The 26,172-nt window shown below is 59.3% G+C and carries 30 protein-coding genes and 3 tRNA genes; 19 read left to right on the forward strand and 14 right to left on the reverse strand.

Annotation, left to right across the window (positions count from 1 at the left end):
• The first annotated feature begins 329 nt into the window (after nt 1-329).
• Nucleotides 330-890, forward strand: a complete 561-nt coding sequence (locus C5L12_RS03360; RefSeq protein WP_105370592.1) for a hypothetical protein — start codon at nt 330-332, stop codon at nt 888-890.
• Here C5L12_RS03360 and C5L12_RS03365 read toward each other — a convergent pair.
• From C5L12_RS03365 to C5L12_RS03375, 3 genes are all read right to left on the reverse strand, one after another.
• A complete protein-coding gene (locus tag C5L12_RS03365; protein WP_105370593.1) occupies nt 870-1,538 on the reverse strand; it encodes a response regulator in 669 nt (222 codons plus the stop codon). The genes C5L12_RS03360 and C5L12_RS03365 overlap by 21 nt on opposite strands.
• A complete protein-coding gene (locus C5L12_RS03370) occupies nt 1,535-2,956 on the reverse strand; it encodes a sensor histidine kinase (RefSeq protein ID WP_162712263.1) in 1,422 nt (473 codons plus the stop codon). The genes C5L12_RS03365 and C5L12_RS03370 overlap by 4 nt, the downstream gene beginning before the upstream one ends.
• 161 nt (nt 2,957-3,117) lie before the next feature.
• A tRNA-Thr gene (locus tag C5L12_RS03375) sits at nt 3,118-3,192 on the reverse strand.
• Between the two features lie 153 nt (nt 3,193-3,345).
• Here C5L12_RS03375 and C5L12_RS03380 point away from each other — a divergent pair.
• From C5L12_RS03380 to C5L12_RS28025, 13 genes are all read left to right on the forward strand, one after another.
• Nucleotides 3,346-3,573 carry a hypothetical protein gene (locus C5L12_RS03380; RefSeq protein WP_105370730.1) on the forward strand — a complete coding sequence of 76 codons (228 nt, stop codon included), beginning with the start codon at nt 3,346-3,348 and terminating at the stop codon, nt 3,571-3,573.
• Nucleotides 3,574-3,680: 107 nt separating this feature from the next.
• Nucleotides 3,681-4,973 carry a UDP-N-acetylglucosamine 1-carboxyvinyltransferase gene (gene murA, locus C5L12_RS03385; RefSeq protein ID WP_105370595.1) on the forward strand — a complete coding sequence of 431 codons (1,293 nt, stop codon included), beginning with the start codon at nt 3,681-3,683 and terminating at the stop codon, nt 4,971-4,973.
• 139 nt (nt 4,974-5,112) lie between these two features.
• The gene (locus C5L12_RS03390; RefSeq protein ID WP_105370596.1) at nt 5,113-5,955 is read left to right on the forward strand and encodes an oxidoreductase; all 843 of its coding nucleotides are present in this window, start codon (nt 5,113-5,115) and stop codon (nt 5,953-5,955) included.
• Nucleotides 5,956-6,044: 89 nt separating this feature from the next.
• Nucleotides 6,045-6,476, forward strand: a complete 432-nt coding sequence (locus tag C5L12_RS03395; protein ID WP_105370597.1) for a DUF2948 family protein — start codon at nt 6,045-6,047, stop codon at nt 6,474-6,476.
• 54 nt (nt 6,477-6,530) lie between these two features.
• On the forward strand, nt 6,531-7,829 hold the full coding sequence (gene hisD / locus C5L12_RS03400; RefSeq protein WP_105370598.1) for a histidinol dehydrogenase: 1,299 nt from the start codon (nt 6,531-6,533) through the stop codon (nt 7,827-7,829).
• Nucleotides 7,830-7,831: 2 nt separating this feature from the next.
• The gene (locus tag C5L12_RS03405; RefSeq protein ID WP_105370599.1) at nt 7,832-8,305 is read left to right on the forward strand and encodes a UPF0262 family protein; all 474 of its coding nucleotides are present in this window, start codon (nt 7,832-7,834) and stop codon (nt 8,303-8,305) included.
• A gap of 2 nt (nt 8,306-8,307) precedes the next feature.
• Nucleotides 8,308-8,787 (forward strand): arsenate-mycothiol transferase ArsC, encoded by a 480-nt coding sequence (locus tag C5L12_RS03410; RefSeq protein ID WP_105370600.1) that lies wholly within the window; start codon nt 8,308-8,310, stop codon nt 8,785-8,787.
• A gap of 129 nt (nt 8,788-8,916) precedes the next feature.
• Nucleotides 8,917-9,135 (forward strand): translation initiation factor IF-1, encoded by a 219-nt coding sequence (infA, locus tag C5L12_RS03415; RefSeq protein ID WP_004435948.1) that lies wholly within the window; start codon nt 8,917-8,919, stop codon nt 9,133-9,135.
• A gap of 24 nt (nt 9,136-9,159) precedes the next feature.
• Nucleotides 9,160-9,780 (forward strand): Maf-like protein, encoded by a 621-nt coding sequence (locus C5L12_RS03420; protein WP_105370601.1) that lies wholly within the window; start codon nt 9,160-9,162, stop codon nt 9,778-9,780.
• A gap of 59 nt (nt 9,781-9,839) precedes the next feature.
• Complete coding sequence (gene yacG, locus C5L12_RS03425; protein ID WP_105370731.1) at nt 9,840-10,055, forward strand: DNA gyrase inhibitor YacG; 216 nt, start codon at nt 9,840-9,842, stop codon at nt 10,053-10,055.
• 282 nt (nt 10,056-10,337) lie between these two features.
• Nucleotides 10,338-10,413 (forward strand) — tRNA-Phe (locus tag C5L12_RS03430).
• Between the two features lie 210 nt (nt 10,414-10,623).
• Entirely contained in the window at nt 10,624-11,508 is an 885-nt protein-coding gene (locus tag C5L12_RS03435) for a hypothetical protein (protein WP_105370602.1), read from the forward strand.
• 121 nt (nt 11,509-11,629) lie between these two features.
• Nucleotides 11,630-11,989 carry a hypothetical protein gene (locus C5L12_RS28025; RefSeq protein WP_157948980.1) on the forward strand — a complete coding sequence of 120 codons (360 nt, stop codon included), beginning with the start codon at nt 11,630-11,632 and terminating at the stop codon, nt 11,987-11,989.
• Here the strand turns inward: C5L12_RS28025 and C5L12_RS03440 are convergent.
• The 6 genes from C5L12_RS03440 to C5L12_RS03470 all read right to left on the reverse strand — a co-directional run bounded on the left by C5L12_RS03440 (nt 11,986) and on the right by C5L12_RS03470 (nt 17,187).
• A complete protein-coding gene (locus tag C5L12_RS03440; protein WP_105370603.1) occupies nt 11,986-12,672 on the reverse strand; it encodes a hypothetical protein in 687 nt (228 codons plus the stop codon). The two genes, C5L12_RS28025 and C5L12_RS03440, sit on opposite strands and share 4 nt — an antisense overlap.
• Nucleotides 12,669-14,294: a phage tail length tape measure family protein gene (locus tag C5L12_RS03445; protein ID WP_105370604.1), complete on the reverse strand. Its 1,626-nt coding sequence runs from the start codon at nt 14,292-14,294 to the stop codon at nt 12,669-12,671. Before C5L12_RS03445 ends, C5L12_RS03440 begins: the two co-directional genes overlap by 4 nt.
• Nucleotides 14,295-14,391: 97 nt before the next feature.
• Nucleotides 14,392-15,507 carry a phage major capsid protein gene (locus C5L12_RS03450; RefSeq protein ID WP_205839300.1) on the reverse strand — a complete coding sequence of 372 codons (1,116 nt, stop codon included), beginning with the start codon at nt 15,505-15,507 and terminating at the stop codon, nt 14,392-14,394.
• Nucleotides 15,508-16,058: 551 nt separating this feature from the next.
• Complete coding sequence (locus C5L12_RS03460) at nt 16,059-16,304, reverse strand: hypothetical protein (protein WP_105370607.1); 246 nt, start codon at nt 16,302-16,304, stop codon at nt 16,059-16,061.
• A 206-nt stretch (nt 16,305-16,510) separates the two neighbouring features.
• Entirely contained in the window at nt 16,511-16,816 is a 306-nt protein-coding gene (locus C5L12_RS03465) for a hypothetical protein (protein WP_105370608.1), read from the reverse strand.
• Nucleotides 16,810-17,187 carry an HNH endonuclease gene (locus C5L12_RS03470; RefSeq protein ID WP_105370609.1) on the reverse strand — a complete coding sequence of 126 codons (378 nt, stop codon included), beginning with the start codon at nt 17,185-17,187 and terminating at the stop codon, nt 16,810-16,812. The genes C5L12_RS03465 and C5L12_RS03470 overlap by 7 nt, the downstream gene beginning before the upstream one ends.
• Nucleotides 17,188-17,860: 673 nt before the next feature.
• On the opposite strand from C5L12_RS03470, the gene C5L12_RS28030 reads away from it, so the two are divergent.
• The gene (locus tag C5L12_RS28030; RefSeq protein ID WP_157948982.1) at nt 17,861-18,082 is read left to right on the forward strand and encodes a hypothetical protein; all 222 of its coding nucleotides are present in this window, start codon (nt 17,861-17,863) and stop codon (nt 18,080-18,082) included.
• Nucleotides 18,083-18,129: 47 nt separating this feature from the next.
• On the opposite strand, the gene C5L12_RS03485 is transcribed toward C5L12_RS28030, so the two are convergent.
• Genes C5L12_RS03485 through C5L12_RS03495 form a run of 3 tightly spaced genes read right to left on the reverse strand, consistent with a single transcriptional unit; the run spans nt 18,130 to nt 19,144 of the window.
• Nucleotides 18,130-18,366 carry a hypothetical protein gene (locus tag C5L12_RS03485; RefSeq protein ID WP_105370612.1) on the reverse strand — a complete coding sequence of 79 codons (237 nt, stop codon included), beginning with the start codon at nt 18,364-18,366 and terminating at the stop codon, nt 18,130-18,132.
• Nucleotides 18,363-18,956, reverse strand: a complete 594-nt coding sequence (locus tag C5L12_RS03490; protein WP_105370613.1) for a hypothetical protein — start codon at nt 18,954-18,956, stop codon at nt 18,363-18,365. The genes C5L12_RS03485 and C5L12_RS03490 overlap by 4 nt, the downstream gene beginning before the upstream one ends.
• A 2-nt stretch (nt 18,957-18,958) precedes the next feature.
• Nucleotides 18,959-19,144, reverse strand: a complete 186-nt coding sequence (locus C5L12_RS03495) for a hypothetical protein (RefSeq protein WP_105370614.1) — start codon at nt 19,142-19,144, stop codon at nt 18,959-18,961.
• Nucleotides 19,145-19,274: 130 nt separating this feature from the next.
• Between C5L12_RS03495 and C5L12_RS03500 the strand changes: the two genes are divergently transcribed.
• The 4 genes from C5L12_RS03500 (at nt 19,275) to C5L12_RS03515 (ending at nt 21,557) form a co-directional block, all read left to right on the forward strand.
• A complete protein-coding gene (locus C5L12_RS03500) occupies nt 19,275-19,523 on the forward strand; it encodes an Arc family DNA-binding protein (RefSeq protein ID WP_280952510.1) in 249 nt (82 codons plus the stop codon).
• The gene (locus tag C5L12_RS03505) at nt 19,520-20,776 is read left to right on the forward strand and encodes a tyrosine-type recombinase/integrase (RefSeq protein ID WP_105370616.1); all 1,257 of its coding nucleotides are present in this window, start codon (nt 19,520-19,522) and stop codon (nt 20,774-20,776) included. The genes C5L12_RS03500 and C5L12_RS03505 overlap by 4 nt, the downstream gene beginning before the upstream one ends.
• A 32-nt stretch (nt 20,777-20,808) precedes the next feature.
• Nucleotides 20,809-20,880, forward strand: a tRNA-Leu gene (locus tag C5L12_RS03510).
• A gap of 110 nt (nt 20,881-20,990) precedes the next feature.
• Nucleotides 20,991-21,557, forward strand: a complete 567-nt coding sequence (locus tag C5L12_RS03515) for a DNA-3-methyladenine glycosylase (protein WP_105370617.1) — start codon at nt 20,991-20,993, stop codon at nt 21,555-21,557.
• Between the two features lie 6 nt (nt 21,558-21,563).
• On the opposite strand, the gene C5L12_RS03520 is transcribed toward C5L12_RS03515, so the two are convergent.
• Both C5L12_RS03520 and bcsA read right to left on the reverse strand, forming a co-directional pair.
• Nucleotides 21,564-23,951 (reverse strand): cellulose biosynthesis cyclic di-GMP-binding regulatory protein BcsB, encoded by a 2,388-nt coding sequence (locus C5L12_RS03520; RefSeq protein WP_105370618.1) that lies wholly within the window; start codon nt 23,949-23,951, stop codon nt 21,564-21,566.
• Nucleotides 23,952-23,960: 9 nt separating this feature from the next.
• Complete coding sequence (gene bcsA, locus C5L12_RS03525) at nt 23,961-26,135, reverse strand: UDP-forming cellulose synthase catalytic subunit (RefSeq protein WP_105370619.1); 2,175 nt, start codon at nt 26,133-26,135, stop codon at nt 23,961-23,963.
• Nucleotides 26,136-26,172 lie beyond the last annotated feature (37 nt).

A 26,172-nucleotide genomic window follows, 5' to 3' on the forward strand; every position in this document is an offset into this window, starting at 1 on the left:
GAAATTACGGAACCATGGACTTATCATGTGGTTGGCCCGGAGCTTCTTCAGGAGGTTCCGCATGGACAACAGCGTATTTCAGGCCCGATGGCTGTTAATTCCCGTGGGCGGGCTTTTTGTCGTCGTCACTGCGTTGGGGGCGCTCGCCGGCTAAAGATTTTGAGGATTCCTGCGCGACATCGGTCCCTTTCAGCGCAGAATCTGGCCCGCCGATCGTCACGTGACGACCGGCGGGCTTTTTGCCGGAATCGGAACCATGAAGGAAATATCCGGTTTCATCGCTATTATAAGTGCGACAGATATAAACAAAGCAATGTCAGGAGTTGCAGATGGCCCCGCGTAAGATCACGGCCCTTGGCACGACATTCACGGCGATCGTTCTCGCCGTTATGCCGTTTCGGGTGGCAACCGATTTTCACGGTCTGCCGTCCTTTGCTTCGCCGGCTGCCTTGGCTCAAGATGACAATGGCGGCGGCAATGGCAACGGCGGCGGCAATGGCAACGGTGGCGGCAACGGCAACGGGAACGACAATGGCAATTCCGGAGGCAACGGAAACGGCTCAGGCAACGGAAACGGCTCCGAAGGTGGTGGGGCCGGCAATGGAAATGGAAGCGGGAATGGTTCGTCTGCCGGCTCAGCCCAAGGGGCGGGCGCCGGATCGACGTCAGTAACAACGCCTTCGGCTAGCAGATCGGCGCCGGCCTCGCCGAAGGCCGCCGAGGTGCAGGTGGATCACCGCAGTTCCTCGATCACCGTTCGCCACGGCAACGGGACGACAGAGAAGCTGTCCGGGGGCCGCTACGAGATGCGCGATTCCCGTTCGAGGACCATCGTTAACCGCGCTGCCACTCCGTCCGATGCTTCGCGCCTAAAGTCGTTCGGCCGCTGAGCGCTGATCTGCGGCATCGCGAAGGGTGAGTGCCGCTTCTGTCCGGTTGGACACTTTCAGCTTCGACAGAATCCGGGTCATGTGATGCTTGACGGTCTTTTCGTGAAGGTCGAGTTCGCGCGCTACTCTTTTGTTGCTGAGCCCTGAGGCCACCAACGTCAACACTTCCTGCTCGCGCTCCGTCAGTTCCGCCAGCAGATCTTGTTTTTCCGCTTTTTCCGCAGGTGCGGAGAGGCCTGCAATAAGTTTTGCGGAAAGGGCCGGTGACACGTAGCTCTCACCGGAAGCGACGGTCTTGACGACCTCTGCAAGTCCTCTCGATCCCACGCCTTTAAGGACATATCCTTTCGCACCGAGCTTGATCGCCTTGGCTATGTCGTCGCTTGCTTCCGAAACGGTGAGCATCACGATCTTCAGCTCCGGACAGATATCGAGCGCTTCGGCAATTGCATCCAGGCCGTTTCCGGGCATGGAAATGTCCATCAGCATGACGTCGGGACATATTTCCCGCACGATGCGGATGGCATCCTCCCGGGATCCGCCTTCGCCGACCATTTCGAAGCCTTCGATTTCACCGAGGCTGCGGGTAACGCCTTCCCGGAATAAAGGGTGATCGTCAACAACGGCAATTTTGACTGCTGTCATCAGGCCTGCTCCATTTCCTGCACGTTCAGGGACATCCTGACCCTGGTTCCGTTTTTCGACGTAGAAATTTCGAATGTGCCGCCCAAGCTCTCGATTCTCTCCCTAAGGCCTGCGAGCCCCAACCCTTCCGGACGCGCTGCCGCCGGATCGAAGCCGGGACCTTGGTCGGAGACCTCGACAAGCACATTACCGTTCTCAAACGTCTGGCGGACGCTTTGGCCGACGCCGCCGCCATGCCGAAAACCATTATTAAGGGCCTCTTGCACGAACCTATAGATACAGATCTTCGCCGCGGGGGAAAGGGAGTGTGGGCTTTCTGACATCGACAGCATGACATCGAAACCCGTCCTCTGACGGTGCGCGGCAACGGCTCGGGAAAGCACGTCCGGCAGCTCTGCCGCTTCGATTTGCGGCAGGACAAGGCCGCTGCAGATGCTGCGTATCTCGTCCATGGCTTCGTCCAGCCGTGCCTTGATGGTAGACACTTCCTCTTCGCGGGCGCTCGGCGGAGTGGCCGGATCGGTAAGCACTTTGCTGTCCACGCGCAAGGCAGCATAGGCGACGAGCTGGGCGGGGCCGTCATGCAGGTCGGCGCCGAGGCGGCGCAGATAGCTTTCATTGAGCGCGGTCGCCCGCCGCGAAGCGCGCTGCGCGCGGGCATGCAGGGCTTTGTTCTGAGAGAGCAGCTCCGAAAGCTCCGCCACCCGTTGGGTCAGGGCCTGCCGCTGATTGTCGATAATGCGGCTCCCGCGAAACACGATTGCAGAAAGGAGGAGGAAGAAAGCGACGGTGACGCCTGCAACTGCAAGCCAGCTTCTCAGCTGAGCCTGATGCAGGCTGTTTTCAAAATCCTGGGCAACTTCGTAAAATTCGGAAACCGCAACGACCTCGCCCGACCAGGGCTGGAGAATAGGATTATAGATCTCGAGAAGAGGAACGCCCTTCGAGCGCTCGAATTCGCTCTCCAGATCCTCGACCGGCCCGTATTGCGCCACCATCTGGCCGGAAAATGCCGCCTTCAGATCGCCGTCCGGCTCGAACCGTTTGCCGATCATGCTCTTGTCCGTGGCATAGAGGACTGTTCCGTCGTTGCGCCAGAGCCTGAAGGATATCACCTTGCCGCCAAGCGCACCCTGCCCAAAGGTCTCGTCGAGCGCCCGGGTCGTCACGTCGTCGAGCGTATGGCTGGTTTTCATGTCGGGAAGTAAGGGTGCGATAATGCTGTCGACGTAGAGTGCCGTCGACGCGGCGGAATTGCGGGTAACGGCAGCTTCGATGAGGCTGGTGACATATGCTCCGACAAGCAGCATGGCGCAGAAGGAGACGAGCCCGCCCGCGAGAAGAAACTGCCTGGCAAGCGACTGATCGTTCCAGTGATTGAGAATTCCACTTATCCGCACGAGACACCGGTCATCGTTCAATCATGATGGCGCAAAGCACGCCGATGCCCCGCAACGCGCGAAAGCGCAACTTGTTGCATGGGATGGTCGAGGATTATATTGCGCGAGGCGGGGAGGAACAGGAAGGCAATTTCGAATGCTCATCGCTGGTCCGGACAACAGAGGCATCTTTCCGGGGGAAATGGTGCTGCTAGAGAGATTTGAACTCTCGGCCTCTCCCTTACCAAGGGAGTGCTCTACCCCTGAGCTATAGCAGCATTTGGCCGGCGCGAAATGTCCGCGTCGTCGGCGAGGGGCCTATTGCCATAGGTTCATCGGTAGCGCAAGCCGCAAATTCGAAGTTCTTGTGCCCGAATGAGGAAAACATCGCCGCGGCTTTCGCCGGCGCGGCTTTTTCGCTATGGAAAATCATGACCGAAGAAGAAGACCAGCACTCGCAAACGGGAAAGGCGAATGAGACGCGGGGCGCGCGTGCACGTGCGGCGGCGGCTGCGAGGGAGGCAGAGCGCAAGGCCCGCGCTGCGGCGAAGCTTCGTGAGAACCTGATGCGGCGCAAGAGTCAGGCTCGCTCCCGGCGCGCGGGCGAAGCCGATACCGCACATGGATTGCCTGCCGCAAAAACGGACGAATCATCCTGATCTATACCGGACCTGACGGCGGGCCAAATTTAGCAATCATTGAAGTAGCGGCGGATTTCGTCTAAGGACGCCTCCTTTCGCGCTCGCACAAGAAAGAGTGACAACGCATGGATCGCATCAGAATCGTCGGCGGCAATGAATTGAGGGGCACCATTCCGATTTCCGGAGCGAAGAATGCGGCCCTGCCATTGATGATCGCATCGCTTCTGACGAGTGACACGCTGACGCTTGAAAATGTCCCGCATCTCGCCGATGTCGAGCTCCTGATGCGAATTCTCGGCAATCACGGCGTCGATATCGCGGTGAACGGTCGCCGTGAACGTCAGGAAGAAGGCTATTCCCGCACCGTCAATTTTACCTGCCGCACGATCGTTGATACCACTGCTCCCTACGAGCTGGTTTCCAAGATGCGCGCGAGCTTCTGGGTGATTGGTCCGCTCGTTGCCCGTGAGGGCAGGGCGCGTGTATCGCTGCCCGGCGGTTGTGCCATTGGCACTCGTCCCGTCGACCTTTTCCTGGAGGCGCTCCAGGCGCTCGGAGCCGAGATCGAGATCGATGGCGGTTACGTCAATGTCAGCGCGCCGAAGGGCGGGCTTGTCGGCGGACGTTATGTCTTTCCGAAGGTTTCCGTCGGCGCGACGCATGTGATGCTGATGGCGGCGACGCTGGCCAAGGGCACCACGGTGATCGAAAATGCCGCGCGTGAGCCGGAAATCGTTGACCTGGCAAAGTGCCTCACGGCGATGGGCGCCAAGATTTCCGGCGCCGGCACGAAAACCATCACCATCGAAGGCGTCACATCGCTCTCGGGCGCACGCCACCGCGTTTTGCCGGATCGCATCGAGACAGGCACCTATGCCATGGCGGTTGCCATGACCGGCGGGGACGTGACGCTGGAAGGCACGGATGCTTCGCTACTCCAGGGTGCCCTCGATACTTTGCGAATGGCCGGCGCGCAGATCACCGAAACCGGAAGCGGCATTCGGGTGGTTCGCAATGGCAACGGCATCCAGCCGGTCGACATCACCACGGAACCCTTTCCGGGCTTTCCAACCGACCTGCAGGCGCAGTTCATGGCGCTGATGACCCGGTCCTCCGGCGTCTCCAACATAACCGAGACCATTTTCGAAAATCGCTTCATGCACGTGCAGGAATTGGCCCGCCTCGGCGCCAGAATTTCACTGTCCGGTCAGACGGCGAGAGTGGAAGGCGTTTCGCGCCTCAAGGGTGCTCCGGTGATGGCGACGGACCTGCGTGCTTCCGTTTCTCTGGTGATTGCCGGCCTGGCAGCCGAGGGCGAGACGATGGTGAGCCGCGTCTATCACCTCGACCGCGGCTTCGAGCGGCTTGAAGAAAAGCTCACCCGTTGCGGCGCGACGGTTCAGCGCGTCAGCGACTGACAGCTTTTGAAATTCGGATTTCGCGGGAACGGCAGGGGCATTGCCCTTGCCGTTCTTTTTTGTATTCCTATCTCCCGCAGGCATTCCACCTTTGCCTCCCGCTTCACAATCCTGATCCGGTATATCGCGGAGATCCCCCATGGCTGAAGTTTCCAATCCCGTCTGGTTCATCACCGGCTGCTCCACCGGCTTCGGCCGCGAACTCGCCAAGCTCACGCTCGACCGCGGCTGGCCGACGGTTGTGACTGCCCGCGACAAAGCAAGGGTCGCCGATCTCGCCCAAGACAGGGACAATGTCCTGGCGCTCGATCTGGATGTGACTGACAGCGGTCAGGTCCATGCTGCCGCGAAAGCCGCGGAAGAGAGATTCGGCCGCATAGACGTGCTGGTAAACAATGCCGGCTATGGCTACCAGGCAGCGATCGAAGAGGGCGAGGAGGATGAGATCCGAGCCATGTTCGACGCAAACGTCTTCGGTCTTTTTGCCATGACGCGAGCGGTGTTGCCAGGCATGCGCGCCCGCCGCAGCGGGCATATCATCAACATCACCTCCATGGCCGGTTTTATGGGCTTGCCAGGCTCGGGCTACTACGCGGCGACCAAGCACGCCGTCGAAGGGTTTTCGGACAGCCTGCGCCTGGAGGTCGCGCCGCTTGGTATCAAGGTCATCGGCGTCGAGCCCGGCCCTTTCCGCACCGACTGGGCGGGCCGTTCGCTGAAACAGACGCCAAGCCGCATCGCCGACTATGCCGAGACGGCCGGCGCGCGCATGAGTTCCACCGCCGGATATAGCGGAAAGCAGCCCGGCGACCCGGTCCGGGCCGGCGAGGCGATGATCGCGGCAACCCAAGCCGATGAGGCGCCGCGCCATCTGGTGCTGGGTGCGATTGCCTATAGCGCGGTCACTGACAAGTTGAAAGAGCGGCTTGCCCAGATCGACCGCTGGAAGGAAACCAGCCTTTCTGCGGATTTTCCGGCCTAGCCTGGAGTTGCGTCCGCGCTCTCGGCATCCTATTTCGGATTTAGGAACATTGACGCGGGATCGCGTCTCAGGATGGATAGTCGAAGGCGATGACCGAACTCAAGTTGCTGGCCCTGGATACGGATGATCTGGGGATAATTTCCGCTCATATGCAGGATGCGGTGTTCAAGGTGGGCGATGTCCGCTGGTCGCCTTCCGATAAGAACTTTTCGCTGGCGGCCAACCGGTTCGTCTGGGAAGAGGCCGGCAAAAGGCGAAAGGGCTTCGAGCGTCGCCGCTCGGCCCTCGTCTTGAAGCGTGTGGAAGCGGTCCGCTCCAGCGGCATCGACCGCAACAGGAAGGACGACGTGCTGTCGCTGCTTGCGGTGACCTTCACGCAAAAGGGCGACGGCCCGGAAGGAACGGTGGAACTTGTCCTCTCCGGCAAGGCCACGATTGCGCTTGATGTCGAATGCATCGAAGTTGCTCTTGCGGATATCGGCGGCGCGTGGGAAACGGCATCCAGGCCCCGACATCCCTGACCGGGACCGCCCCGACCGTGATAGAACGTCATCTTGAGTTGAAGGAATATCCGCTTGGCAATCTGGCTGGAGCAGGCATCGCAGGATTTTGAGGCGAAATTCTCCGCCTTTCTCTCCACCAAGCGCGAGGTGTCGGAGGATGTCAATGCCGTGGTGCGCGCCATCATCGACGATGTGCGCGCCCGGGGCGATGCAGCGCTCATCGATTATTCTGCCCGCTTCGAGGGCATAGACCTCGCCAAGGCGGGTATCCGGGTAAGCAAAGCGGATATCGACGCCGCGGTTGCCGAGACCGATCCGAAGGTCATGGATGCGTTGAAGTTCGCGGCCGAGCGGATCCAAAGGCATCACGCGCGGCAGATGCCGAAAGACGATATCTATGAGGATGCACTTGGCGTCGGTCTCGGCTCCCGCTGGACCGCGATTGAAGCGGTCGGCTTGTACGTGCCCGGCGGCACCGCAAGTTATCCGAGTTCGGTGCTGATGAATGCCGTCCCTGCAAGGGTTGCCGGTGTACCGCGTGTCGTCATGGTTGTTCCGACGAGCGGCGGCAAAGTCAATCCAGCCGTGCTGGCTGCGGCCCGCATTGCCGGCGTGACGGAAATCTACCGGATCGGCGGAGCTCAGGCCGTGGCCGCTCTTGCCTATGGCACGCAGACCATTGCTCCGGTCGCCAAGATCGTTGGTCCGGGAAATGCCTATGTCGCCGCCGCCAAGCGGCACGTCTTCGGAACGGTCGGCATCGACATGATCGCTGGTCCCTCCGAAGTCCTCGTTATTGCCGACAGGGAAAACGACCCGGATTGGCTTGCGGCCGATCTGCTCGCTCAAGCCGAGCACGACGCAGGAGCCCAGTCCATCCTGATCACCGACGATCGCGAGTTCGGTCAGGCAGTGGAGGCAGCGGTCGAGCGCCAGCTGAAAACGCTTTCCCGCTCCGCAACCGCTGCTGCGAGCTGGCGCGATTTCGGCGCGATTATCCTCGTATCGGACCTGCAGGCCGCGCTGCCGCTCGCCAACCGGATCGCGGCCGAACATCTGGAACTGGCGGTCGCGGATCCGGATGCGCTCATGCCGGGGATCCGCAATGCCGGCGCGATCTTCATCGGGCGCCATACGCCGGAGGTCATCGGCGACTATGTCGGCGGTTCCAACCACGTGCTTCCGACAGCCCGTTCGGCCCGCTTCTCCTCGGGCCTTTCCGTGCTCGATTTCGTCAAGCGCACCTCGATCCTGCGCCTTGGCCCGGATCAGTTACGCGCACTGGCGCCTGCGGCGATCACGCTTGCCCATTCCGAGGGGCTTGATGCCCATGCGCGCTCCGTCGCCATTCGCGTGAATGACGGAGGGTGAGGATGGGCCAGGGGGACTTCCGGCTCTCCGATGTCGAACTCGACGCCTCGATCGGGCGGTCGACCCCTGATGTCGAGCACGAGCGGGCGGTCGCCATCTTCGATCTCGTCGAAGAAAATTCATTCGAACCCATCGGTCATGCCGGCGGCCCTTACAAGCTCAAGCTCTCGCTCGTGGATTCCAAGCTGGTGCTCGGCATTGCCACGGAAGCCGGCGAGGCCGTCGCGACCCATATCCTCTCGTTGACGCCCTTCAGGCGGATCATCAAGGATTACTTCATGATCTGCGAAAGCTATTATGAGGCGATCCGCTCCTCCACGCCGAGCCGGATCGAGGCGATCGACATGGGACGCCGGGGTATTCACAACGAAGGCTCCCAGACGCTGATGGATCGTCTGGACGGCAAGATCCGTGTCGATTTCGATACGGCAAGGCGGCTCTTTACCCTGGTCTGCGTTCTCTATTGGCGCGGCTGAGCATGGCAACCGCTCCCACGCCCGAGACGAAAAGCAAGCGGCCGGGCGCCATCCTTTTCATGTGCGGGTTCAATTCCATCCGCTCGCCAATGGCGGAAGCCATTGCAAAACGGCTCCTGCCGCACGATATCTACATCCAGTCCGCCGGTGTGCGCGCCGGCGAACGCGATCCATTCGTGGATGCCGTGTTGGAAGAAGTCGGCCTGTCGATCGGCCGGCATCAGCCCCGCACACTCGATGAACTTGAAGATGATTTTTTCGATCTCATCGTGACGCTCACGCCGGAAGCCCATCATTCGGCGCTGGAACTGACCCGTTCCAATGCTGTTGATGTGGTTTATTGGCCGACCATGGACCCCACAGCAGCGACGGGAACCCGTGACCAGACGCTCGACGCTTATCGTGAGGTTCGCGACCATCTCTGGCGCCTGATTGAGCAGCGACTTTCGGGCTTGAACCGGCGCTCGGCAGAGACGGCCTGAAAGACATTCAGAATCGCTCTCAAGCGAGGTTCACAAAGCGGACATGATTGTGTAGTTTCCGCGCACATTTTCGGGCGGGCGGAAAAGGCTCCCCCGCTTTCGATTCAAAAACAGGAAGAAACCCTTTAGATGGCCAAAGAAGAAGTCCTTGAATTCCCGGGCGTCGTTACCGAACTGCTGCCGAATGCGACGTTTCGCGTGAAGCTTGAAAACGAGCACGAGATCATTGCCCACACGGCTGGTCGCATGCGCAAGAACCGCATCCGTGTCCTGGCGGGCGATAAGGTGCTTGTCGAAATGACGCCCTACGACCTCACCAAGGGCCGCATCACCTACCGCTTCAAGTAACCACATCCTTTGCAGCGGGCACCCATGGCGCTGGAACAAAAGCTGATACTGGCCTCCGGTTCTCCGCGCCGTCTCGACCTTCTGAATCAGGCCGGTCTGGCGCCTGCGCGGCTTATGCCGATGGATATCGACGAGACGCCGAAGAAGTCCGAACATCCCCGATCGCTTGCGCGCCGGCTTTCAACAGAGAAAGCCGAGGCAGCGTTTGCGGCGGTGAACGGCGATCCCAACTGGCGGCACAGCTATATTCTTTCCGCCGATACGGTCGTCGCCGTGGGGCGCCGCATTCTGGAGAAGACGGAATATACGGAAGAGGCCTCCGCCGCCCTGCACCTGCTTTCCGGGCGCGGCCACTGGGTCTACACCGGGATCTGCCTGGTGACGCCTGGGGGCCAGTTCCGTCAGAAGGTCGTGCAGACCAAAGTGCGCTTCAAGCGGCTTTCCAGCCGCGAGATCGAAAACTATATCGCGTCGGGACAATGGCGCGGCAAGGCTGGCGCCTACGCGATCCAGGGGGTCGCCGGCACCTTCGTTCAGAAGCTCGTCGGCTCCTACAGCAATGTCGTCGGGCTGCCGCTTTATGAGGTGACGAGCTTGCTTTCCGGCGAAGGCTTCGACGTGGCTGCCGCCTGGCCGGAAGCCTGAGAGGAAGCCGGTGCAGCCTCCGCGCCGGTGTCCCCCAAGAAATGGAGTGCTTCGAAACTATGGCATCCGAACCCATCAAGACCGGCGGCAAGGTCGAGCCGCTGAGAAAAACCAGACCTTGCCCCGAATGCGGAAAGGCATCTTCACGCGAGCACTATCCCTTCTGCTCGGACCGCTGCCGGACGCTCGACCTCTCACGGTGGCTGACCGGCTCCTATGCTATCCCCGTGGCGGAAGACGAGACCAAGGCAGACGGTTCCGACGAACGCGAGTGAGTAGAACCGGCAGACCCGGTTTCAAGAACTTTTCCCGGACCGAATTTCAGCAGGCCCGAACCGAGGGACCCGCGAACTTTTTATCGCTTTGATGAAATCGCTAACCCGGCAGTCAGCCGGTCCAGGCCTATGCTGTTTTTATTGATGAAATTCGGAATTTCGCAAAGCTGTCAAAAAAGTGGGCTGTGGTGCTGGACATGGCCGAACAAGATGTTATAACCCCGCTCGCTTCCGGGGGAGTTACCCCCGCCGGCCTCGGCCGGAAGGCTGAATGGCCTCGATGCCCGGATAGCTCAGTTGGTAGAGCAGCGGATTGAAAATCCGCGTGTCGGTGGTTCAAATCCGCCTCCGGGCACCATTTTTTCACAAGTGATTTCAATCAGTTGCTGTAAAAGTGTTCTTCTCTGGAACGCTTTTCATGTTGCGCTGTGTTGCGTGCTATTCCCCTTGATTTCTCGGCGCTTCCGTAGACACTCGGCTGATCCATGCAACATGGATGCAACATGCTGAGACGGGGAAGCATGATCGCGGCAGTGGTTGGCATAGACAGCGTCAAAACGGATCGAGCATGACGGACGAACTAGACTATAGGAATTTCGCCAAGACCTTCTCTGGTGAAATTGAATGGGTAAATGATTTTCTACTAAATCAGCCTCTTTATAACGCTACTGACGTCGGCCGCGACGCTCGGGGAGCAGCGGTGTTATATCAGGTCGATCAAGGTGAACTGAATTTCGACTGCCATTGTGCCGAGTGCGGGAAACATAGTGTCTTCCGACGTGAAAGCGGGGATCAGTTCACGGATTATATCAAGTATTCTCCATTCGCTCGAATTCAGGGAGGGCAGACCGATATAATTAAGGAGCTGACGACAAGTCATCACTTACTCACGGTCGTGATGATCTGTCAGAGAAACAAGACGCACGCTTTGATTTTCATCGTCAGTTTCGAAGGCGGCCGGATACAGAAAGTCGGTCAGCTTCCGTCTCTTGAAGACATAGCGGGAGCGGACATTGAACGCTTTCGCAAAATTCTCGGTAAGGGATACTTTCAAGAGCTACGTAGAGCAGGAGGTTTGGCGAGCCACGGTATCGGCATCGGCGCCTTCGTCTATCTCCGTCGCATCTTTGAGATGCTCATTTGGGAGCACTACAGCGAACACAAGAAGGAGAAGGGCGACATAGAGGGGTTCGAGACTCTCCGTATGGACGAAAAAATAGCGGCTCTTGCCAATGTCTTGCCAAAAACCTTGGTTGCGAACAAGGCAATCTACTCCATCCTATCAAAGGGAATACACGCGCTTAGCGAGGAGGAATGTCGGGACTATTTTCCGATCGTCAGGTCGGGCGTGATTGCGATTCTCGAACAGGATTTAGCTGAGAAGGAAAAAATGGAAGCTGACAAGCGCCTTGCCGCCGAAGTTGCTCGACTGGCTGGAAAGCTCAAAGGATAGACCTGTGGTGTACGTAGATCTCTTCCCGACGCTGGCAATTTCCATAATCTCTGCGTTCGCAAGCTCTGATGGTGGTAAGCTAAAATGATCTGCTGTCGAAACGGCGCATGGGAGGAAGCATTTGGCTAACAAAAGACCGTTTCTCGGCACTACTACCGATCCGGAAAAGGCGTTCCCCGGTGAAGATTTTGAAGTCTTGGTAATGCAAGATAAATACGGCATGTACAGCGGTTCCGAGGCAAGTCGCACGGCCAGATACTCTAAAGCCACTGTGCCAAGGGTTGCTAGGTGCTTAAATCCGCGCTGCCAACAAGGGGGGATTGATCTGCAGATGCAGGTCATGTTTGCCCCGAAAGACGGGTCGGAATATCGGCAAACCTACTCCTGCAATGGTCATGAAGGTTCGCCAGCGGGCCGCCGCAAAGGCGACCCGTGCATGAATACCTTCGACATCACCATCACGAAGCGCTCTTCCATCTAAGCGGCAGCCGCTTCTTCCCTAAACGGGTCAATCTTCTCGCCAATTACATCCGGCCAGGTGCGAAGCCGTTTTGTGGTAACGCCATCAAGCCGAATTACGGTAAGATCCACATGACCGCCAATGCCATACACTTCGGATAAATGCGGGGCTGCCGGATTGCCGCCTTTCCGATGGCGCATCATCTCCATCAGGTCGGCTCCCGCTTCTTCCAGCCCGGCCGAGAGGCTTTCAATCGAGATCCCCGCGGCGCGCAGCTCGTCCAAAGAAAATGCCGGACCGCCACCAAACTCCGTTCCCATGGTATGGATAACCCACGGTTCGACACCGTCGATCATCCTTTCGCTCGAAAAGTAGAGGTTGACCGGTCCGGCGTCATCTACAAAGGCCGCGATCAGGATCTCGAAAGGCTCTGGAGATCCCTTCAACTTGCGACCGTCGAGCCAGATCTGAAGGCGAGAAATCACCTCGTTGACCGTCGCCGACATCTCTCCGAGTGTTTCGATGTAGGAGGCGAGTATGTCTACAATTGCCGAGGATCCTCGACCAGTGATCGCCAGCGGCCACCGCGACGAGCGACGCACTTTTTCTGCGGTTTCGACCAACACCCCGTCTGGGGTATAGACCGCACCGTCTGTCAGCAGCTCGATCCGGTCTTCGTAGCAAATGCTCATATAAGCGCTCATAAGATGCTCCTTAGATTGAGGGTGAAGTGTGTGCCGAGAATACCCTTTCCGGACGCAGCGCCGCCCGTGCCTCCGAAAATGACATCAAATGTCGAGCTGAGGAGCCGGTCACCGATGCGACTGAGAGCGTTCGCCAGGATGTCGGCGCCGCTTTTGCCTTCTCTTAGATCGGAAACGAGGCCCTCCAGAACATCGCGGCTGACATCCCGCAATTGCTCCATTGCCTCCTCGTTGGCACGTATCGCATCGCGCTCGGCATATGTCGCCTCGACGAGCTGCGAAATCTTGGCCCGCTGCTCCTCCGTTGCGGCAGATCCAGCGCGCCGCAGGGCATTTGCTTCAGCGCGTTCGGCCGCAGTTTTACCCACCATACTTTGCTCAAATTCGAGCTGCTCGATGAGATCAACAACCGCCTTTTTCTCTCGCTCGGCCTCGCTGATGGCCTGAGATCGCCCGCCCTTGCCGCGCGACCGCGACGCCAGGCGCTCCTCCCTTTCCTTCTCCTGCTGGTACTGAGATTTTGTCGCATTCGCCCGGTCGTTCTGGATGGCAACGCTATCGGCCGTGATTTGCCCGTTGACGCTTTGCAGCGGCGCGAGAGTTCCGAGAGCGGGAAGATTATCGGAGGTAAGCCTGGCAGCAGCAGCTTGCTGCTTAACCTGATTGACGCCAGTGGCCGCGCCCAAAGCTGCCTTGCCCAACTCCTCAAAAGCGGCCTTGAAATCAACGACGATAGGCAGACCAGTATTGTTGATTGCGGTCGCCAGGGCGTCCGTGACCTTTTGAACTTGCTCCACCTGAAGCGATCCATCCTTGGCCGATTTAGCGAAGTCGTTGAACGAGGCCTGCAATGCGGTGATTGTTTCCGTCTCCTCACCGGCCGCCTGTAGCTGCGACACAACATCTGCAACCTTCACCTTGGTGTCGTCGACTGCTTTTCGGACGTCCGCGAGCTTCTTCTCATTGATGATCGCTACGCCTTCCTGAAGGCTGGCGCTCTCCTGCGTCCGCTTCAGCTCGTCCGCATACTCTCGCAGCGCTGGAACGGCGTCGCCCCATCGATCGGCAACTTGCTGGATAAGCTGCGCCTGCTTCTGCAGCGTTTCCTCCGTCGCTTCGCCGCCAGATAGCATTTCGGTGAAGTACTGGATGGCCGTGCCACCGAGGGCGATAATCCCAATCGTGGCAAGCGAAACAGGATTGAGAAGCGACGTGAATGCGCCGGCCACGGCCGAGACCGCGCCTCGCACACCCGCTTGGCTTCCAAGGGCCTGCGTGATCTGCGTTCCCTGCTGGAGCGCGATCTGGAAGGGCGATTGACCGCCAGCGAGCTGCACTGAAATATCGTTGAGTTGCGCCGCGAGGTTTGCGGTCTGGACTTTAGAGACGTCCATTGCGGAGCCGAACCGCCTTGCGCCTTGCTCGGCCGACCTGAAAGCAGAATTTCCATTAGCGGCCACGCGGCCGAACGCTCCTGTTGCGGCTTTGTCGATCCCGCCGAAAGCATTCTCGATCGACTTGGTGTCACGCTCGGTTTGCCCGATGAGCTGCTTTAATTGCCGCTGGATTTGGCGAGTATCGGCGCTGATTGACAGCACCAGGCTCTCATTGTCGGTTGCCATCACTTTTTTCCCGATTGGAGATCATATGCATCTGCCACCAATGCGGCCCCCTGACTTTGCCAGGGAGCCGCGCAGGCGGGGAACCGAACCCACCTGCTTACGGAGTGGGAGTCAGAGCTTCTTCGAATGTGCCCGTGATGAGCGCAGCGGCCCGCTTGACCGCGAAGGCCAGGCGCTCCTCAGCTCGGACAGTGAGCATGTTCTTGATGAAGTTGTCCCGATCCTCATCGGAGGTGAGAACTTCAGGGTCCATGCGGTCCCAAATCTGCGTCGCCGTTTCAAACGAGCCAACAAGGAATTCGTCCTGGTTCATGCTGTTCGTCCAGACAACCGGCAGGCCCCAGAGGGTGTTGGGACCGCCAGACCAAGGACCATTGGAGAGGTAGTTTCCGTCAGCGTCCTTCTGACCGAGCATGTCCAGCCAATCCCGCGTGTTCAGGATAATCCCCGAAGCCGGAAGGTCGGACTCTTCGGCTTGGCTGATGGCTCTGCGGATGACATCAATCTTCGTGTCGTCCGGTTCAACACGAGCGATTTCAAAGGCCGTGGCCTGCGGGACCATTCCATGTATGTTCTGGCCGGTTCCATCGCCATAGAGAAGCTGCAACTCCTCCTTGATGGCAAGGCCATAACGCAGGGAGCCGTCCACAAGTGTGGCCAGCTGCGGAGCATCCTCCATGACTTGGCGAGATGCCGGGATCCAGTGCGCGATGGTGCGAACCTGCGCATTGTCCAGCTCGTACTCCAGCACGCTTTCCGGCTTTTGAGCGCCCTCCGCGACGGGCGCCGCGTTATTCGTGAAGGTCTTTTCCTTGAAGTACTCGACGGCGTTTGAGGTAGTGCGACCGGCACCGCAGAGGGCGCGGACAGTGAGCCGCCGGCGCGGAAGCATGACTCCGTTAGGATCTCGGTCCGGCCGGATCAGTGCGCCGCCTGAAGTGCTGATCGATGTGAGGGAGTTTGCGACGCTGATTTTCGCCTTGCCTTTGCAGCTGTTGGCGACAAAAGCCTGATAATCGCTGCTGTTGGCGACAGTCTGTCCCCATGACATTTCGCTGTCGCCACGCCGCCGCCGGCCCCCGGCTCCGGACTGTTCAAGATCGATCTGGCGGGTTTCCAGCCCCTCGATCCGTTCTTGCTGGCGGTCGAGTTGCGACCGAACGTCATTGTTGATGCGGCCTATCTCCTGCCCGATCTCCCGAAGCGCTTGCATAACCGGATCTCCGGTTTGATTGCGCGGCGCGAAAATGACGGCAGCCGGAAAGGCACAGCTCATCAGAGCTGCCGATACCAGTGGCATTCGATTATTTTTCATGAGACTTGCCTCTACTGAGGCGGGACCGGAGCTATTCTTGAGATCGCGCTGCCAATCGCCGCCGTTGAATTGAACGGTGGAAAACGAACCGCATCGAGGCGGTCATTTGTCGATTGGGTCGGCAGCGCTTGACATGCCGGAGGTCCAAACCGCGTCAGGATTTATGCCCTGACACTCGCAGCGCGTGGCATGCGTAACGTCAGAGGTAGGGCAACCGCCGTTTTCTGTCAAGCGAGCATCATCGGCTGTGCTGTGGACGAATGGCGCGTCTCCGACGCCAGCCTTAAGCAGACGAATGATCTCGCGACGCGCACTGACCGACCAGCCGGCATCGCGTAGAGCGTGATCAACGATCCGCACGGCAGAAGGCTTGCCGGGATGTGATTTGAGGGCCGCCGCCGCTTTGCCTCGACTTGTTCGCCGCTTTGGCTGAGAGGCTTTCACGACGGTCATTGCAGGCCCTTCCTATCGAGAGCGCCAGCCTCGATCCGTGTGGCCAGATCGCGGAAAGCGGCGGCAGTCTTGGCCTTGCCGTCCATAGCGCAGGACTGAGCGGCGGCAAACGTCAGCAATCGGTCGAGGATTAGCGGAACGGGAGCTCCCGCATCCTCGATCATCATCCGCACTGCGCCGGTGATGAGCTGGTCACACAGCGCCTTCCGGGCTGCGTCAGTTGTCTCGGCTTTCGTCGCCATGAGTGGTTCCTTTCTGGCTGAAGACAAACAGGAAAATATTCGATGAAAGAGACGGTCCGGTAGACGCGAGGAGAGCGTAACTAACTGTTACTGCTGTCTTTTTCAGCGGCCAAATTGGCCGTTGCTAAAGGGCGTGGCGAAATTTCCGAGTTCGCGGAAAAAAAATGTGCGAGTGCGGGGGATGCGGGTGGGGAAATGAGGCTTTCCTAGACTTTTGACCCGCCCCCTCCCTCGATGACTGTCAGCGCCATCCGTCGTCGGTGCGCCTCTTCCTCGTCGTACATCCTCGCCTCCGGCGTCACATAGCCGTCGCGATACGCGCCTTCCTCGATCTGATTGATCGTGCCTTGCAACACGTTGCGAAGCTTGTCTTCTCCGACCTCAGCAAGCCATCTGTCGATCGCTAGGCTAAACAGAGCGACGTTGATATCCCTGGCAGCCACCCCGTCGTGTTCCAGCGAGCGAACCATCTTGCCGAAAGCTTTCTTGGAGCGATCAATCCTGCTCACCATCTGGCCTTCTCCTCGCGCTGCTTCTGGCTGTCGTGGTATTCTTTGCTCACGGTCTGGATGTTGCTCATGTCCCAGAAGAGATCAGGATTGCCGTTGTGAGGCTTGATGTGGTCGGCGACGGGGCTGTTGCCTGCAGGGTACGCGCCGATGCACAGCACGCCAGTTTTCTGGCAGATCCAGTCATCACGCTTCCAGACCTCCACACGCAGATCCTTCCAGCGCTGGATGCCGTACCACTTCCGCCAATGCAGCTCTGCATCGCGTTGCTTGAGACGCCGTGCCTCGGCATCTTTGCGGCTGACAGGCTTTGCAGCGCCGAGGCGTGGCGGCAGCGTCGACAGGCGGGGTTTCAGAGTTGTGAGCTTTACCACCTATCGGCCTCCTGTGATGCTAGACACGCGGTCGACCACAAGCCGAAGGCCTGCGCCTCGGCTCTTCTGCTCGGCCACGAGGGCAGCCTGTTCGATCTCTGGGGTTATTCGACCGAGGACGATGGTCCTCATCGTCTCGCCTAGCGCTTCGATGGCTTCATCGAGCTGTCGTCTCGCCGCCTCTTCCGCATCTACAACCGAGAGTGGTCCTCGTTGAAATTGAGACGAACGCCGCAGGCTTCTTCTCACAAGCCCCTGTACCCTCTCCGCAGACACCGCCGAAGACGTGTTCTCAAGCTTGGAGACCTGAACCCCTCCACTTGCTCCGTCAGTGCCATTGAGTTTCTGGCTTGAGTTCCTTGATTGAGTTAGGGTGCAAAAACCTGCACTATCTAAGTGCAACTTTCTGCACCTACTATGTGCAACTTTCTGCACCTTCTCAGGTGGATTTTCGCCCCTTTCAAAGCCGTCAACGATCTCCCGAAAGAGCCTCCAATTTGGCTGATAACGCGACCTGAAACCGTTCCCGCCATGCCGGATTTTTACAACCATGCCGATGCGGTTAAGCTCCTCCGTAGCGCTGACGACTGTTCTTCTGCTTACGTTCGCACGTCGCATTAAGGTCTCCGTTCCGGGGTCGCACTGCCCTGTTTTGACGTTAAAATGGCCAAGGATGATCGCGGCAATCTGCTTTGCGTTACCTGAAATCGACGCCAAACAGATCGCCCTGTACGCAATGGGAATATCGCTCTTGTCTGGAAGCTCAGGCCGATCGCTCATCGTATTCCAGCCGGTGAGCGAGCCTGGAGGCCTCGATGGCCTCCAAAGTGGTCAGGTCGAACCTGCGGCGAAGAAAGGGCAGGAGTGGGCCAACGACAGTGCCGCGATTGCGTGAAAGCCACGTCCCGGCGATTTCTATTTTATCGGGTCCGGTGCACTCCATCACACCGCCCCCTGCCGCTGTTCGCTCTCTTCTGTTTCGACGAGCTGCAGCGCTTCCAGCGCCAAACGCGACGAAACTGCAATCGAGCGAGTGAGCGCTGAAAGGTCGCTTGGATCGTTCGATTTCATAGGCGTCTGCGACATTTCAAAGGCGACACGCTCGGTCAAACGCATGACGGCAAGCGCGTTAAACAGCAGCTCTTGAGCTTCATCGAGACGCGTGGTTTCCCGCTTCATGCCGGCACCTCGCCTATTTTTCGGATGAAGTTGGACATCCACCGTTCGTCGTCAGCCCATTCGCCATCGTCGAGACGCACCCGGCCCCAATAATGCGAATATCCCAAGCTCCTGCCCGCCAGCGTAACTACCGGCTCCTCACGGACCAGGTATTCCCCTATGCAGCCCGCGACGCTGACCAAGTAGATTCCAGCGCCCTGGAAGGGTCCGAACTTCACGTCTCCCTGTAACGAGAACCTGAACGATCCATCATCATATCGGCCGAGGTAATGGTGTAGCTTTGTTGCGTTGGGGTGCATTTCAGCGAGGATTTCGCGCAGGCGAGCAACGCACTCCTCGAGTTGGCGATCGAGAGGCAGAGGCAAGCGGCTGGTTTTGCCGCTTGCCTCTGCCAGCGCCACGGCCGGCAATGTTGCAGCGGTGCTGGCGGCGGCGAGGGCGGACAATAGCTTACGGCGGGTCAGGGCTGGCGCGCAGGCAGCATCGGTGTTATATCCATGCTCGTTCATTTTCTGATCCTTCGTGGGATTGATTGAACCGGCCCGGTTCAGTGTTGGCGCACTGGTCGGGCCTTTCTCGTTGTGGGTCATGATCAAGCGGCCTCCATGAAGAAGGCGACCAGCTTGCTCCGCTCAGCGACCCAGCGGCCGCCAACTTTCTTGGCGGGGATTTCACCCTTTTCGAGAAGCGCGAAGGTTATGCGCGCGGTGCGCCCAATAACTTTGGCGATCTCCTCGCCTCCCCAGATCAGATCCATCTTGCTTTCGTTTCCAGACATTAGATTCCCTTGAGCCAGTGTTGGTTGTCAGTGGTGATGGCTAGTAGCCACACGTTAACCATGGCTAATAGCCATCATTGCGTCAAGCGATATTTTATGGCTAATAGCCATTATGACAAAGAAAACTACAATGCAGCCACAAGACAAATACGTCTTACGCCTCCCCGACGGGATGCGTGACCTCATCAGAGAAGCGGCCGCGCAAAATAAGCGAAGTATGAACGCGGAAATCATAGACACGTTGGAGCGGACTTACCGGAAACTTCCGCCTGGGCATTACCGATCCAATCTACTTAGCGATGCAGAGAAAGAAGAGATTTGGGAGTGGCTTCAGGAGCGGGCGAAGGCTGATTCCAAAGAGGCAAAAGCCTCGAAATGAGTGTCCGCAAACGCGAATGGAGCACTCCCAAAGGCGACGCAAAGTCCGCCTGGGTGGTAGACTACGTCGATACAGGCGGCAGGCGTCGCCTTAAGACCTTCGCGAAAAAGAAGGAGGCCGACGCCTTCGCCGCGACGGCCTCTGTGGAAGTTCGGGAAGGTGTACACGTCGCAGATAGTGCCAGCGTCACCGTCAGCAAGGCGGCCGAATTCTGGCTAGCTAGCGCGAAGGCATCGGGTCTAGAGCGGTCCACGCTGGATCAGTATCGCCAGCATGTTGAGCTGCACATCAATCCGCTGATTGGCGAGACGCTGCTGTCGAAATTGAACGTGCCGGCGGTGCGCGCTTTCGAGGACGGGCTACGGGAAGCCGGAAGGTCTGGGGCTATGGTGCGAAAACTGATGGTCAGCCTTGGCTCCCTACTGGCCGATGCGCTTGAACGTGGTCTTGTCGGGCGCAACGTGGTCAGGGAGAAGGCCCGCGCTCGTCAGAAGGGCAAGGATAAGCGGCAGGAGCGCCGCCAGAAGGGCAAGCTCAAAGTTGGGGTAGATATTCCCACCCGCGAAGAGATCAAAGCCATTGTAGCCGCGCTGGAGGGCCGGTGGAAACCGCTGCTGCTCGTGGCGATCTTCGCCGGCCTACGCGCTTCGGAGCTGCGTGGGCTGCGTTGGGCCGACGTCAACTTAGATCGGAAGGAAATCCACGTTCACCAGCGCGCCGACCGTTTCAACGAGATCGGCCGGCCGAAATCAGAGGCCGGCGATCGGACGGTTCCAATCCCGCCAATGGTGGCGAACGCGCTGAAGGAATGGAAGCTGGCCTATCCGCGCCCAGTCATCGGTAGGGATGAGAACGGTAAGCAGATCCGCGAGGACGCGCGGCCGGAGCATCTTGTTTTTCCCAATGGCATCGGAAAGGTTGAGAGCCTGGCAAACATCATCAATCGCGGCCTCCTTCCGGTTCAGGTGGCGGCCAGCGTTTGCGACCCTGTAACTCGCCAACCTGGCGACTTACAGGGTGGCGAGACGATAATGAAAGCCCGCTATACCGGCATGCACGCCCTACGCCACTTCTATGCCTCCTGGTGCATCAATCGGCCTGCGGATGGAGGCCTCGGCCTGCCGCCGAAGGTCGTTCAGGAACGGCTTGGACATAGCTCAATCGTGATGACCATGGACGTTTACGGCCACCTGTTTCCGCGCGGTGATGACGCCGACGAAATGGCCGCAGCAGAGCGCGCCTTGTTGGCTTAACGCGACATGGACGCAACATGTAGGAGCAGAATGGCTGGAAACGAAGGCTTTTGAGCGGATTGAAAATCCGCGTGTCGGTGGTTCAAATCCGCCTCCGGGCACCATTATTCCCGAAAAGTTCGGCAATGCATCTTGTTTGGCGTCCGCTAGCAGTCGAAGACAAGTCGCTGCGAGCGCATTTATCAATGCCGGACAATATGCGCAGGACATATCCTTGGATCAGCAGTTCTTCGACAGAAATTCGATAGAGGTGGCGCGTGATTTGATCGGCGTCGAACTCGATGTGTCGGGCCTCGGCGGGATCATCGTCGAGACCGAGGCTTATGAGCCTGATGATCTCGCATCGCACAGCTTTCGCGGCCCGACGCCGCGGAACTCGGTGATGTTCGGGGCGCCCGGCCATGCCTATGTCTATCGCTCCTACGGAATTCACTGGTGCCTGAATTTCGTATGCCGCCCGGGCAGTGCAGTGCTGGTCAGGGCGCTGCAGCCAGTCCGTGGTCTGGCTGAAATGGAGAAAAGGCGCGGAAGGGCGGATCCCTTGCTGCTCTGCGCAGGGCCGGGACGGGTCTGCCAGGCTCTGGGGATAACGATAGAACACAACGGGCTGTCGCTTTTCGGCCCGCCCTTCGCTTTCAGCCCTCCGCAGGTACCGCCGTTGATCGTCACAGGGCGGCGGATCGGCATTTCGCAGGCGGTCGACCAACCCTGGCGTTTTGGCCTTTCCGGCTCGCCTTATGTCAGCAAGAGGTTTGTCGGCCGGGGCGTCCCGGCTCCGTAGAGCTGCTCATTTATCGCGGCCGAGCAGGGAAAGCAGGCCACCGGTCGCGAGGCCGAGCAACACGCTGCCCGCCCCCAGAAGCAGCGCATAGGACATGATGTTGTCCGAAAGCCAGTTCGCTGCGATCAGCCGGGCGTTCTCGAAGGAGAACGGCTGCGTCGGACTGAAGCGGAATTGGCCGACAGGCACCTCGCTTGGTTCCTTGTCCGCGCCTTCGTAGACCGTGATGCGCCCCTTGAGCTTGTCCCATTCGGTGCGCGTGGAAAAATTGCGCATCCCCTCGGCCAGCAAATCCGTATCGGGCGAGATGACCGCGGTCCAGGTGCCGAGTTCTGTCGGATCGCTTTGCTGGGCGACGATCAGCCGCGCTGTCGGTGGCGGTTTGTAGAATTCTTCGGTCGCGGGCGCGAAACGCAGCATTGCAAGCGAAAGGTCGAAATTCTCCTTTGCCCAGTCGCCGATTGTCGAGAACTGGCGTGCAAAGAAATTCGTTCCGGAACGCTGCTGCCAGTCCTGCAGCGTCAGGGACTGGTCGCCGGCGGTCTTTGGGGAGGAGCCCGAGCGCGTCCAGTTGCTGCGGCTGTCCTGGTCGATCTTCAGCTGGGCCAGCACATTTGCCGGAAATTCGGATATGGCGCCGACGAACAGGGCATTGACGCCGGAAACCCGCGCTGCCGATGTGGTGACGTCGACAGGGATGACGTATTGCGCGGCCTCGGCCATCTTGCCGAGGAAAGTAGCGGCTGCGGCGAGTGTCTGTTCGTCGATGCGGCCTAAAAACAGGGAAACGGGCGGCGGACTGGTCCGATACGGGAATCCCGTTCCTGCGGTGGCAGCGAGGTTGGGGACCTGGGCGATGCGGGCAAAATTCGGCATATGAAACTGCGAACTGCCGAAGAGCGCAAAACGCGCCTTGGGATCGGCAGGCATGCCGGGTGCGCAGACCGCATCCTGCGGGGTCAGGAGCGCCGCTTCGATGGTGATCGTATTGACGCCGGGCCTGAAGTGCCGAAGCGTCATCTTGATCGGGAGATGTCGAAATACGCCGCCTCGGTCGGAGGTGATTGGTACGGTCGAAGCGATGTTGCCGTTGACGAATACGTCGATATGGCTGCCCGGTTGAACCTCGGACGTATAGGCGGCATCGAGCAGGATGCGAGCTTCGCCATAGGCATTTGCATAGAAATCCGAGGGAACGCCGACCGTGAAGCGGGTGCGGAAGAGGCGGCCCGAAAACTCCTGGCTTTCGATGCCGAGGCGCGTGAAGTCGGCAACGGCGTTGGAGTAAAGGAAGGGTGTGTCTATTCCGTGCCAGGATTGGGTGGCAAGCGTCTCGCGCCTTTGGGTCGCCGCGCCGTTCGTGGAGGAAATCAGGCTGTTCACCAGCCCTTCGATTGCCGGCCAGCCTGGGCCGGAAAGGACGAATGTCGAAACACCGGCCGCGCCGGGATAGTCGAGGAAGTTTGCCGCGCCGCCGTTTCTGGTCGAGTCCGGCAGTGTCGGGAGTATCGGTTTCAACTCGTCATGGGTGCCGACGAAGATCGCGAGTTCTCCCGGCTGCGGCGGGGCGCTTGGCGTCTTTTCGAAGGTAAAGGACTGGTTCGGCATACCGCTCATCAACGCCAGCCCCTGGGAGAGCCGCATCAATACGTCCGTTGCGCCCAGCTGATCGAGCGCGGGTACGATCAAGCGGAAGCGAGTATTGCCTTTGTTGTCGACACCCACGGCGCGGATGTCGTCCAGACGCGAAAACCGGCCCGCATTCGGAGCGTCAAAAGCGAGGAACGTTCGTTGCGGGTCGATCTCTGTCCAGAGTTCGAATGTCGACTCGATCGTGCAATCAGTGCGATGGCGTTGGTCGGCGCGAAAGCGAATGAGATTGGACCCGGCCTTCAACGTTCCGGCGGGGATGTCGATCACGCGGTCGCGATAGCCTTCCGGGGATGAAATTGGGTCATTGTGGATCGGCATATCGTTGATGACAACGGCCAGACGCGATGTTTCCGGCGCCACCACAATGGAGTTCTGGTAGCCGACGTGGAGCTTGGCCGGCGCGGCTGCCTGATCCGGCGTGAGATAGATCGACCAGGAGCGTTGTTCTCCTTCGCCGCGCAGCTGCAATGTCCTGTCGGGCACGAGATAGCGGCGCGCAGCAAGCTCCGACGATGCGGAGGGCGGCCGGGCCGGAGTGGGTTGCCCGGCGGCGGGAGTACGCGCATCACCGCTGACAGGTGGAGCTGGAGGGAACGGTCGTGCACCGGGAGTGGTGACGGGAGGGGCTGACGGAAGACGTTCCGGCCCCCGTTCCTGATTCATGTCGAAGGGAGCCGGACTTTGGGCAGAGGCGATACCTGCAACAGCAAGAAGAAGCGCGAACATGAGGGTTCTTTTCATGACGCTCTCCTACTTTCGCACGCTTGCAGCCGTATCGTGGGCGGTGTTGCGAAATAGGTAGGAAAGACCGCGCACCGTCTGGTAGGCCGCAAGACCCAGGAACCAGAGAGAGCCCCAGATCAATCCCGGATTGCGCCGGCGCGATATCTGAAACTGCGTCCATTGCGTCGAATTGGCGAAGATCAGGTCTGCGATAAGGCGGTGATCCGCGGGCTTTTGCGGCATGTAGCGGCAACCGGCCGAGGTAACGTCACCAGCCGTGCTGAAATGGCGGATTTCGATCGGCAGTTCGCTGACCGGCATGTCGCTGTAGGGCTGGAAACGCAGTTTGGCTGCCTTGCCGACTGCCAGGTCCTTGAAGCCCTCGGCATAGATCTGAAGGGCCGCGCCATGAGCGGAAACGTCCTCGATGGTGGCGGCAAACCAGCGGCCGTCGACGCCCAGTTCACAGCGCCGGCTCACCTTGACCCGCCGTGAAGCCTGGCGTTCGCCGCGCTCGGACACCACACCGAGCGCACAGCCGGCGAAAATGATGTTCAGCACGTTCCAGCCGCCCACCACCAACGTCACATCGGCTTTGTAGGGTTCGGTATAGATGCGATAGACGCTGATGCCGAAGGCGACGAGCAAGACGAAGAAGATGACGAAGAAGGGGCGGCTGATCTCCGACAGGCGGCTGGCGGACACCGATTCATCCTTGGCGGTGACCTTGAAGGTGGGCTTTCGCGGATTGAGTATGACCGACACGACAGCCGGCAGAAGATGCACGGTCTGCACATATTCATAGAGTTCGGAAATCCAGGGCCAGCGAAACGATCCGTAGAGATAGTTCTGCATCATCAGGTTTACGACGATATAGGCAAGCGAATAGACCATGAACTCGCTGCCTGAAGAGGTGAATATCTGAAGGTCGAAAAAGAGATAGAAGAGCGGCGCGAAGAGGAAGACGGTCCGCGGGAAGGGAAATAGCCAGAAAAGCGTGGAGGACATGTAGCAAAGGCGCTGCGGGATGGAGAGCCCACGCTTCAGAGGCGGAAAGCGGAAACGCAGGATCTGCATCATGCCTTGCGCCCAACGGCTGCGCTGGCCGATAAAGCTCGCGAAAGTGGCTGGCTGCAAGCCGGCGATCAGCGGCCGATCGACATAGATGCTGTGCCAGCCGAGGCCGTGCAGGTCGAGCGCCGTTTCGCAGTCTTCGGTGATGCTGACGCCGCTGAATCCCTTGGAAACTTCGAGCGCCTTCCGGCTTAGAACGGCTGCCGAGCCACAGAAGAACGCGGCGTTCCATTTGTCGAGCCCACGCTGGATGACGCCGTAGAACATCTCGTTCTCGCTCGGCATTTTTTCGAACGTGCGTAGATTGCGCTCGATCGGATCGGGGTTCAGAAAAAAGTGCGGCGTCTGGACGAGGAAGAGCTTCGGATCCTCGTCGAAATAGCCGACGGTTTCGAGCAGGAAATCGCGAGCGGGCGCATGGTCGGCATCGAAGACGGCTATGAGCGCTCCCGTCGAATGTTGGAGGCCGTTGTTGAGATTGCCTGCCTTTGCGTGCTCGTTGCGCTCGCGGGTCAGGTAGCGGACTCCGAGCTCTTCGCAAAGCTGTTGCAGCACGCGATGGCGTGTCTCTGCGGCATGGGCTTCGGCAATCTTGCCGGACGTGCGTTTTTGCACGGTGCCGCCATCGTCAAGCAGCCAGACCGTGAACTTCTCCGGCGGATAATCCATATTACGGGCCGCGGCAAGCGTATTGGCGAGCAGTTCTTCGTCCTCGTTATAGGTCGGTACGAAGACATCGACGGTGGGCAACTCTCGGCCCTTCCGTTCATAGGGCGGGCGAGGGGGCAGCGGCATCGAGACGACGAAGAGGCTGAGACCCAACATCAGCACGCTGTACATCTCAGCAAGATAGACGAGCAGGCCGGGGATGAAATTCTCGAGCTGGTTGACAGGCGGCAGAGTGCTCGTCGTGCGCCAATAGACATAACGGAAGACCATCGCCGTACCGAAGGCAAGCGCAACGAGGCGCCACTGGCCCTCGGCTTTCAGCGCCCGGATCACCATCATCACTCCGACCACCAGCAGGCTGGTAATGAGCTGCGTGCGCGTATTGATCGGCAGGGTTACCAGGACGATGATCAGCGCACTTGCAAGCGCCCAGACGACAGCAGACAGGATCATCCGCATGGGTGGCTATCTCCAGCGGTCGGAAAAAACGGTCGGC

This window comes from Neorhizobium huautlense (genome assembly GCF_002968575.1).
Taxonomy (GTDB): Bacteria; Pseudomonadota; Alphaproteobacteria; order Rhizobiales; family Rhizobiaceae; genus Neorhizobium; species Neorhizobium huautlense.

Coding starts and splice junctions, on each gene's coding strand:
- C5L12_RS03360 (WP_105370592.1), top strand. CDS start 330: ATGGCCCCGCGTAAGATCACGGCCCTTGGCACGACATTCACGGCGATC.
- C5L12_RS03380 (WP_105370730.1), top strand. CDS start 3,346: ATGACCGAAGAAGAAGACCAGCACTCGCAAACGGGAAAGGCGAATGAG.
- murA (WP_105370595.1), top strand. CDS start 3,681: ATGGATCGCATCAGAATCGTCGGCGGCAATGAATTGAGGGGCACCATT.
- C5L12_RS03390 (WP_105370596.1), top strand. CDS start 5,113: ATGGCTGAAGTTTCCAATCCCGTCTGGTTCATCACCGGCTGCTCCACC.
- C5L12_RS03395 (WP_105370597.1), top strand. CDS start 6,045: ATGACCGAACTCAAGTTGCTGGCCCTGGATACGGATGATCTGGGGATA.
- C5L12_RS03405 (WP_105370599.1), top strand. CDS start 7,832: ATGGGCCAGGGGGACTTCCGGCTCTCCGATGTCGAACTCGACGCCTCG.
- C5L12_RS03410 (WP_105370600.1), top strand. CDS start 8,308: ATGGCAACCGCTCCCACGCCCGAGACGAAAAGCAAGCGGCCGGGCGCC.
- infA (WP_004435948.1), top strand. CDS start 8,917: ATGGCCAAAGAAGAAGTCCTTGAATTCCCGGGCGTCGTTACCGAACTG.
- C5L12_RS03420 (WP_105370601.1), top strand. CDS start 9,160: ATGGCGCTGGAACAAAAGCTGATACTGGCCTCCGGTTCTCCGCGCCGT.
- yacG (WP_105370731.1), top strand. CDS start 9,840: ATGGCATCCGAACCCATCAAGACCGGCGGCAAGGTCGAGCCGCTGAGA.
- C5L12_RS03435 (WP_105370602.1), top strand. CDS start 10,624: ATGACGGACGAACTAGACTATAGGAATTTCGCCAAGACCTTCTCTGGT.
- C5L12_RS03440 (WP_105370603.1), bottom strand. CDS start 12,672: ATGAGCGCTTATATGAGCATTTGCTACGAAGACCGGATCGAGCTGCTG.
- C5L12_RS03445 (WP_105370604.1), bottom strand. CDS start 14,294: ATGGCAACCGACAATGAGAGCCTGGTGCTGTCAATCAGCGCCGATACT.
- C5L12_RS03450 (WP_205839300.1), bottom strand. CDS start 15,507: ATGCAAGCGCTTCGGGAGATCGGGCAGGAGATAGGCCGCATCAACAAT.
- C5L12_RS03460 (WP_105370607.1), bottom strand. CDS start 16,304: ATGGCGACGAAAGCCGAGACAACTGACGCAGCCCGGAAGGCGCTGTGT.
- C5L12_RS03465 (WP_105370608.1), bottom strand. CDS start 16,816: ATGGTGAGCAGGATTGATCGCTCCAAGAAAGCTTTCGGCAAGATGGTT.
- C5L12_RS28030 (WP_157948982.1), top strand. CDS start 17,861: ATGATCGCGGCAATCTGCTTTGCGTTACCTGAAATCGACGCCAAACAG.
- C5L12_RS03485 (WP_105370612.1), bottom strand. CDS start 18,366: ATGAAGCGGGAAACCACGCGTCTCGATGAAGCTCAAGAGCTGCTGTTT.
- C5L12_RS03490 (WP_105370613.1), bottom strand. CDS start 18,956: ATGACCCACAACGAGAAAGGCCCGACCAGTGCGCCAACACTGAACCGG.
- C5L12_RS03495 (WP_105370614.1), bottom strand. CDS start 19,144: ATGTCTGGAAACGAAAGCAAGATGGATCTGATCTGGGGAGGCGAGGAG.
- C5L12_RS03500 (WP_280952510.1), top strand. CDS start 19,275: ATGCAGCCACAAGACAAATACGTCTTACGCCTCCCCGACGGGATGCGT.
- C5L12_RS03505 (WP_105370616.1), top strand. CDS start 19,520: ATGAGTGTCCGCAAACGCGAATGGAGCACTCCCAAAGGCGACGCAAAG.
- C5L12_RS03520 (WP_105370618.1), bottom strand. CDS start 23,951: ATGAAAAGAACCCTCATGTTCGCGCTTCTTCTTGCTGTTGCAGGTATC.
- bcsA (WP_105370619.1), bottom strand. CDS start 26,135: ATGCGGATGATCCTGTCTGCTGTCGTCTGGGCGCTTGCAAGTGCGCTG.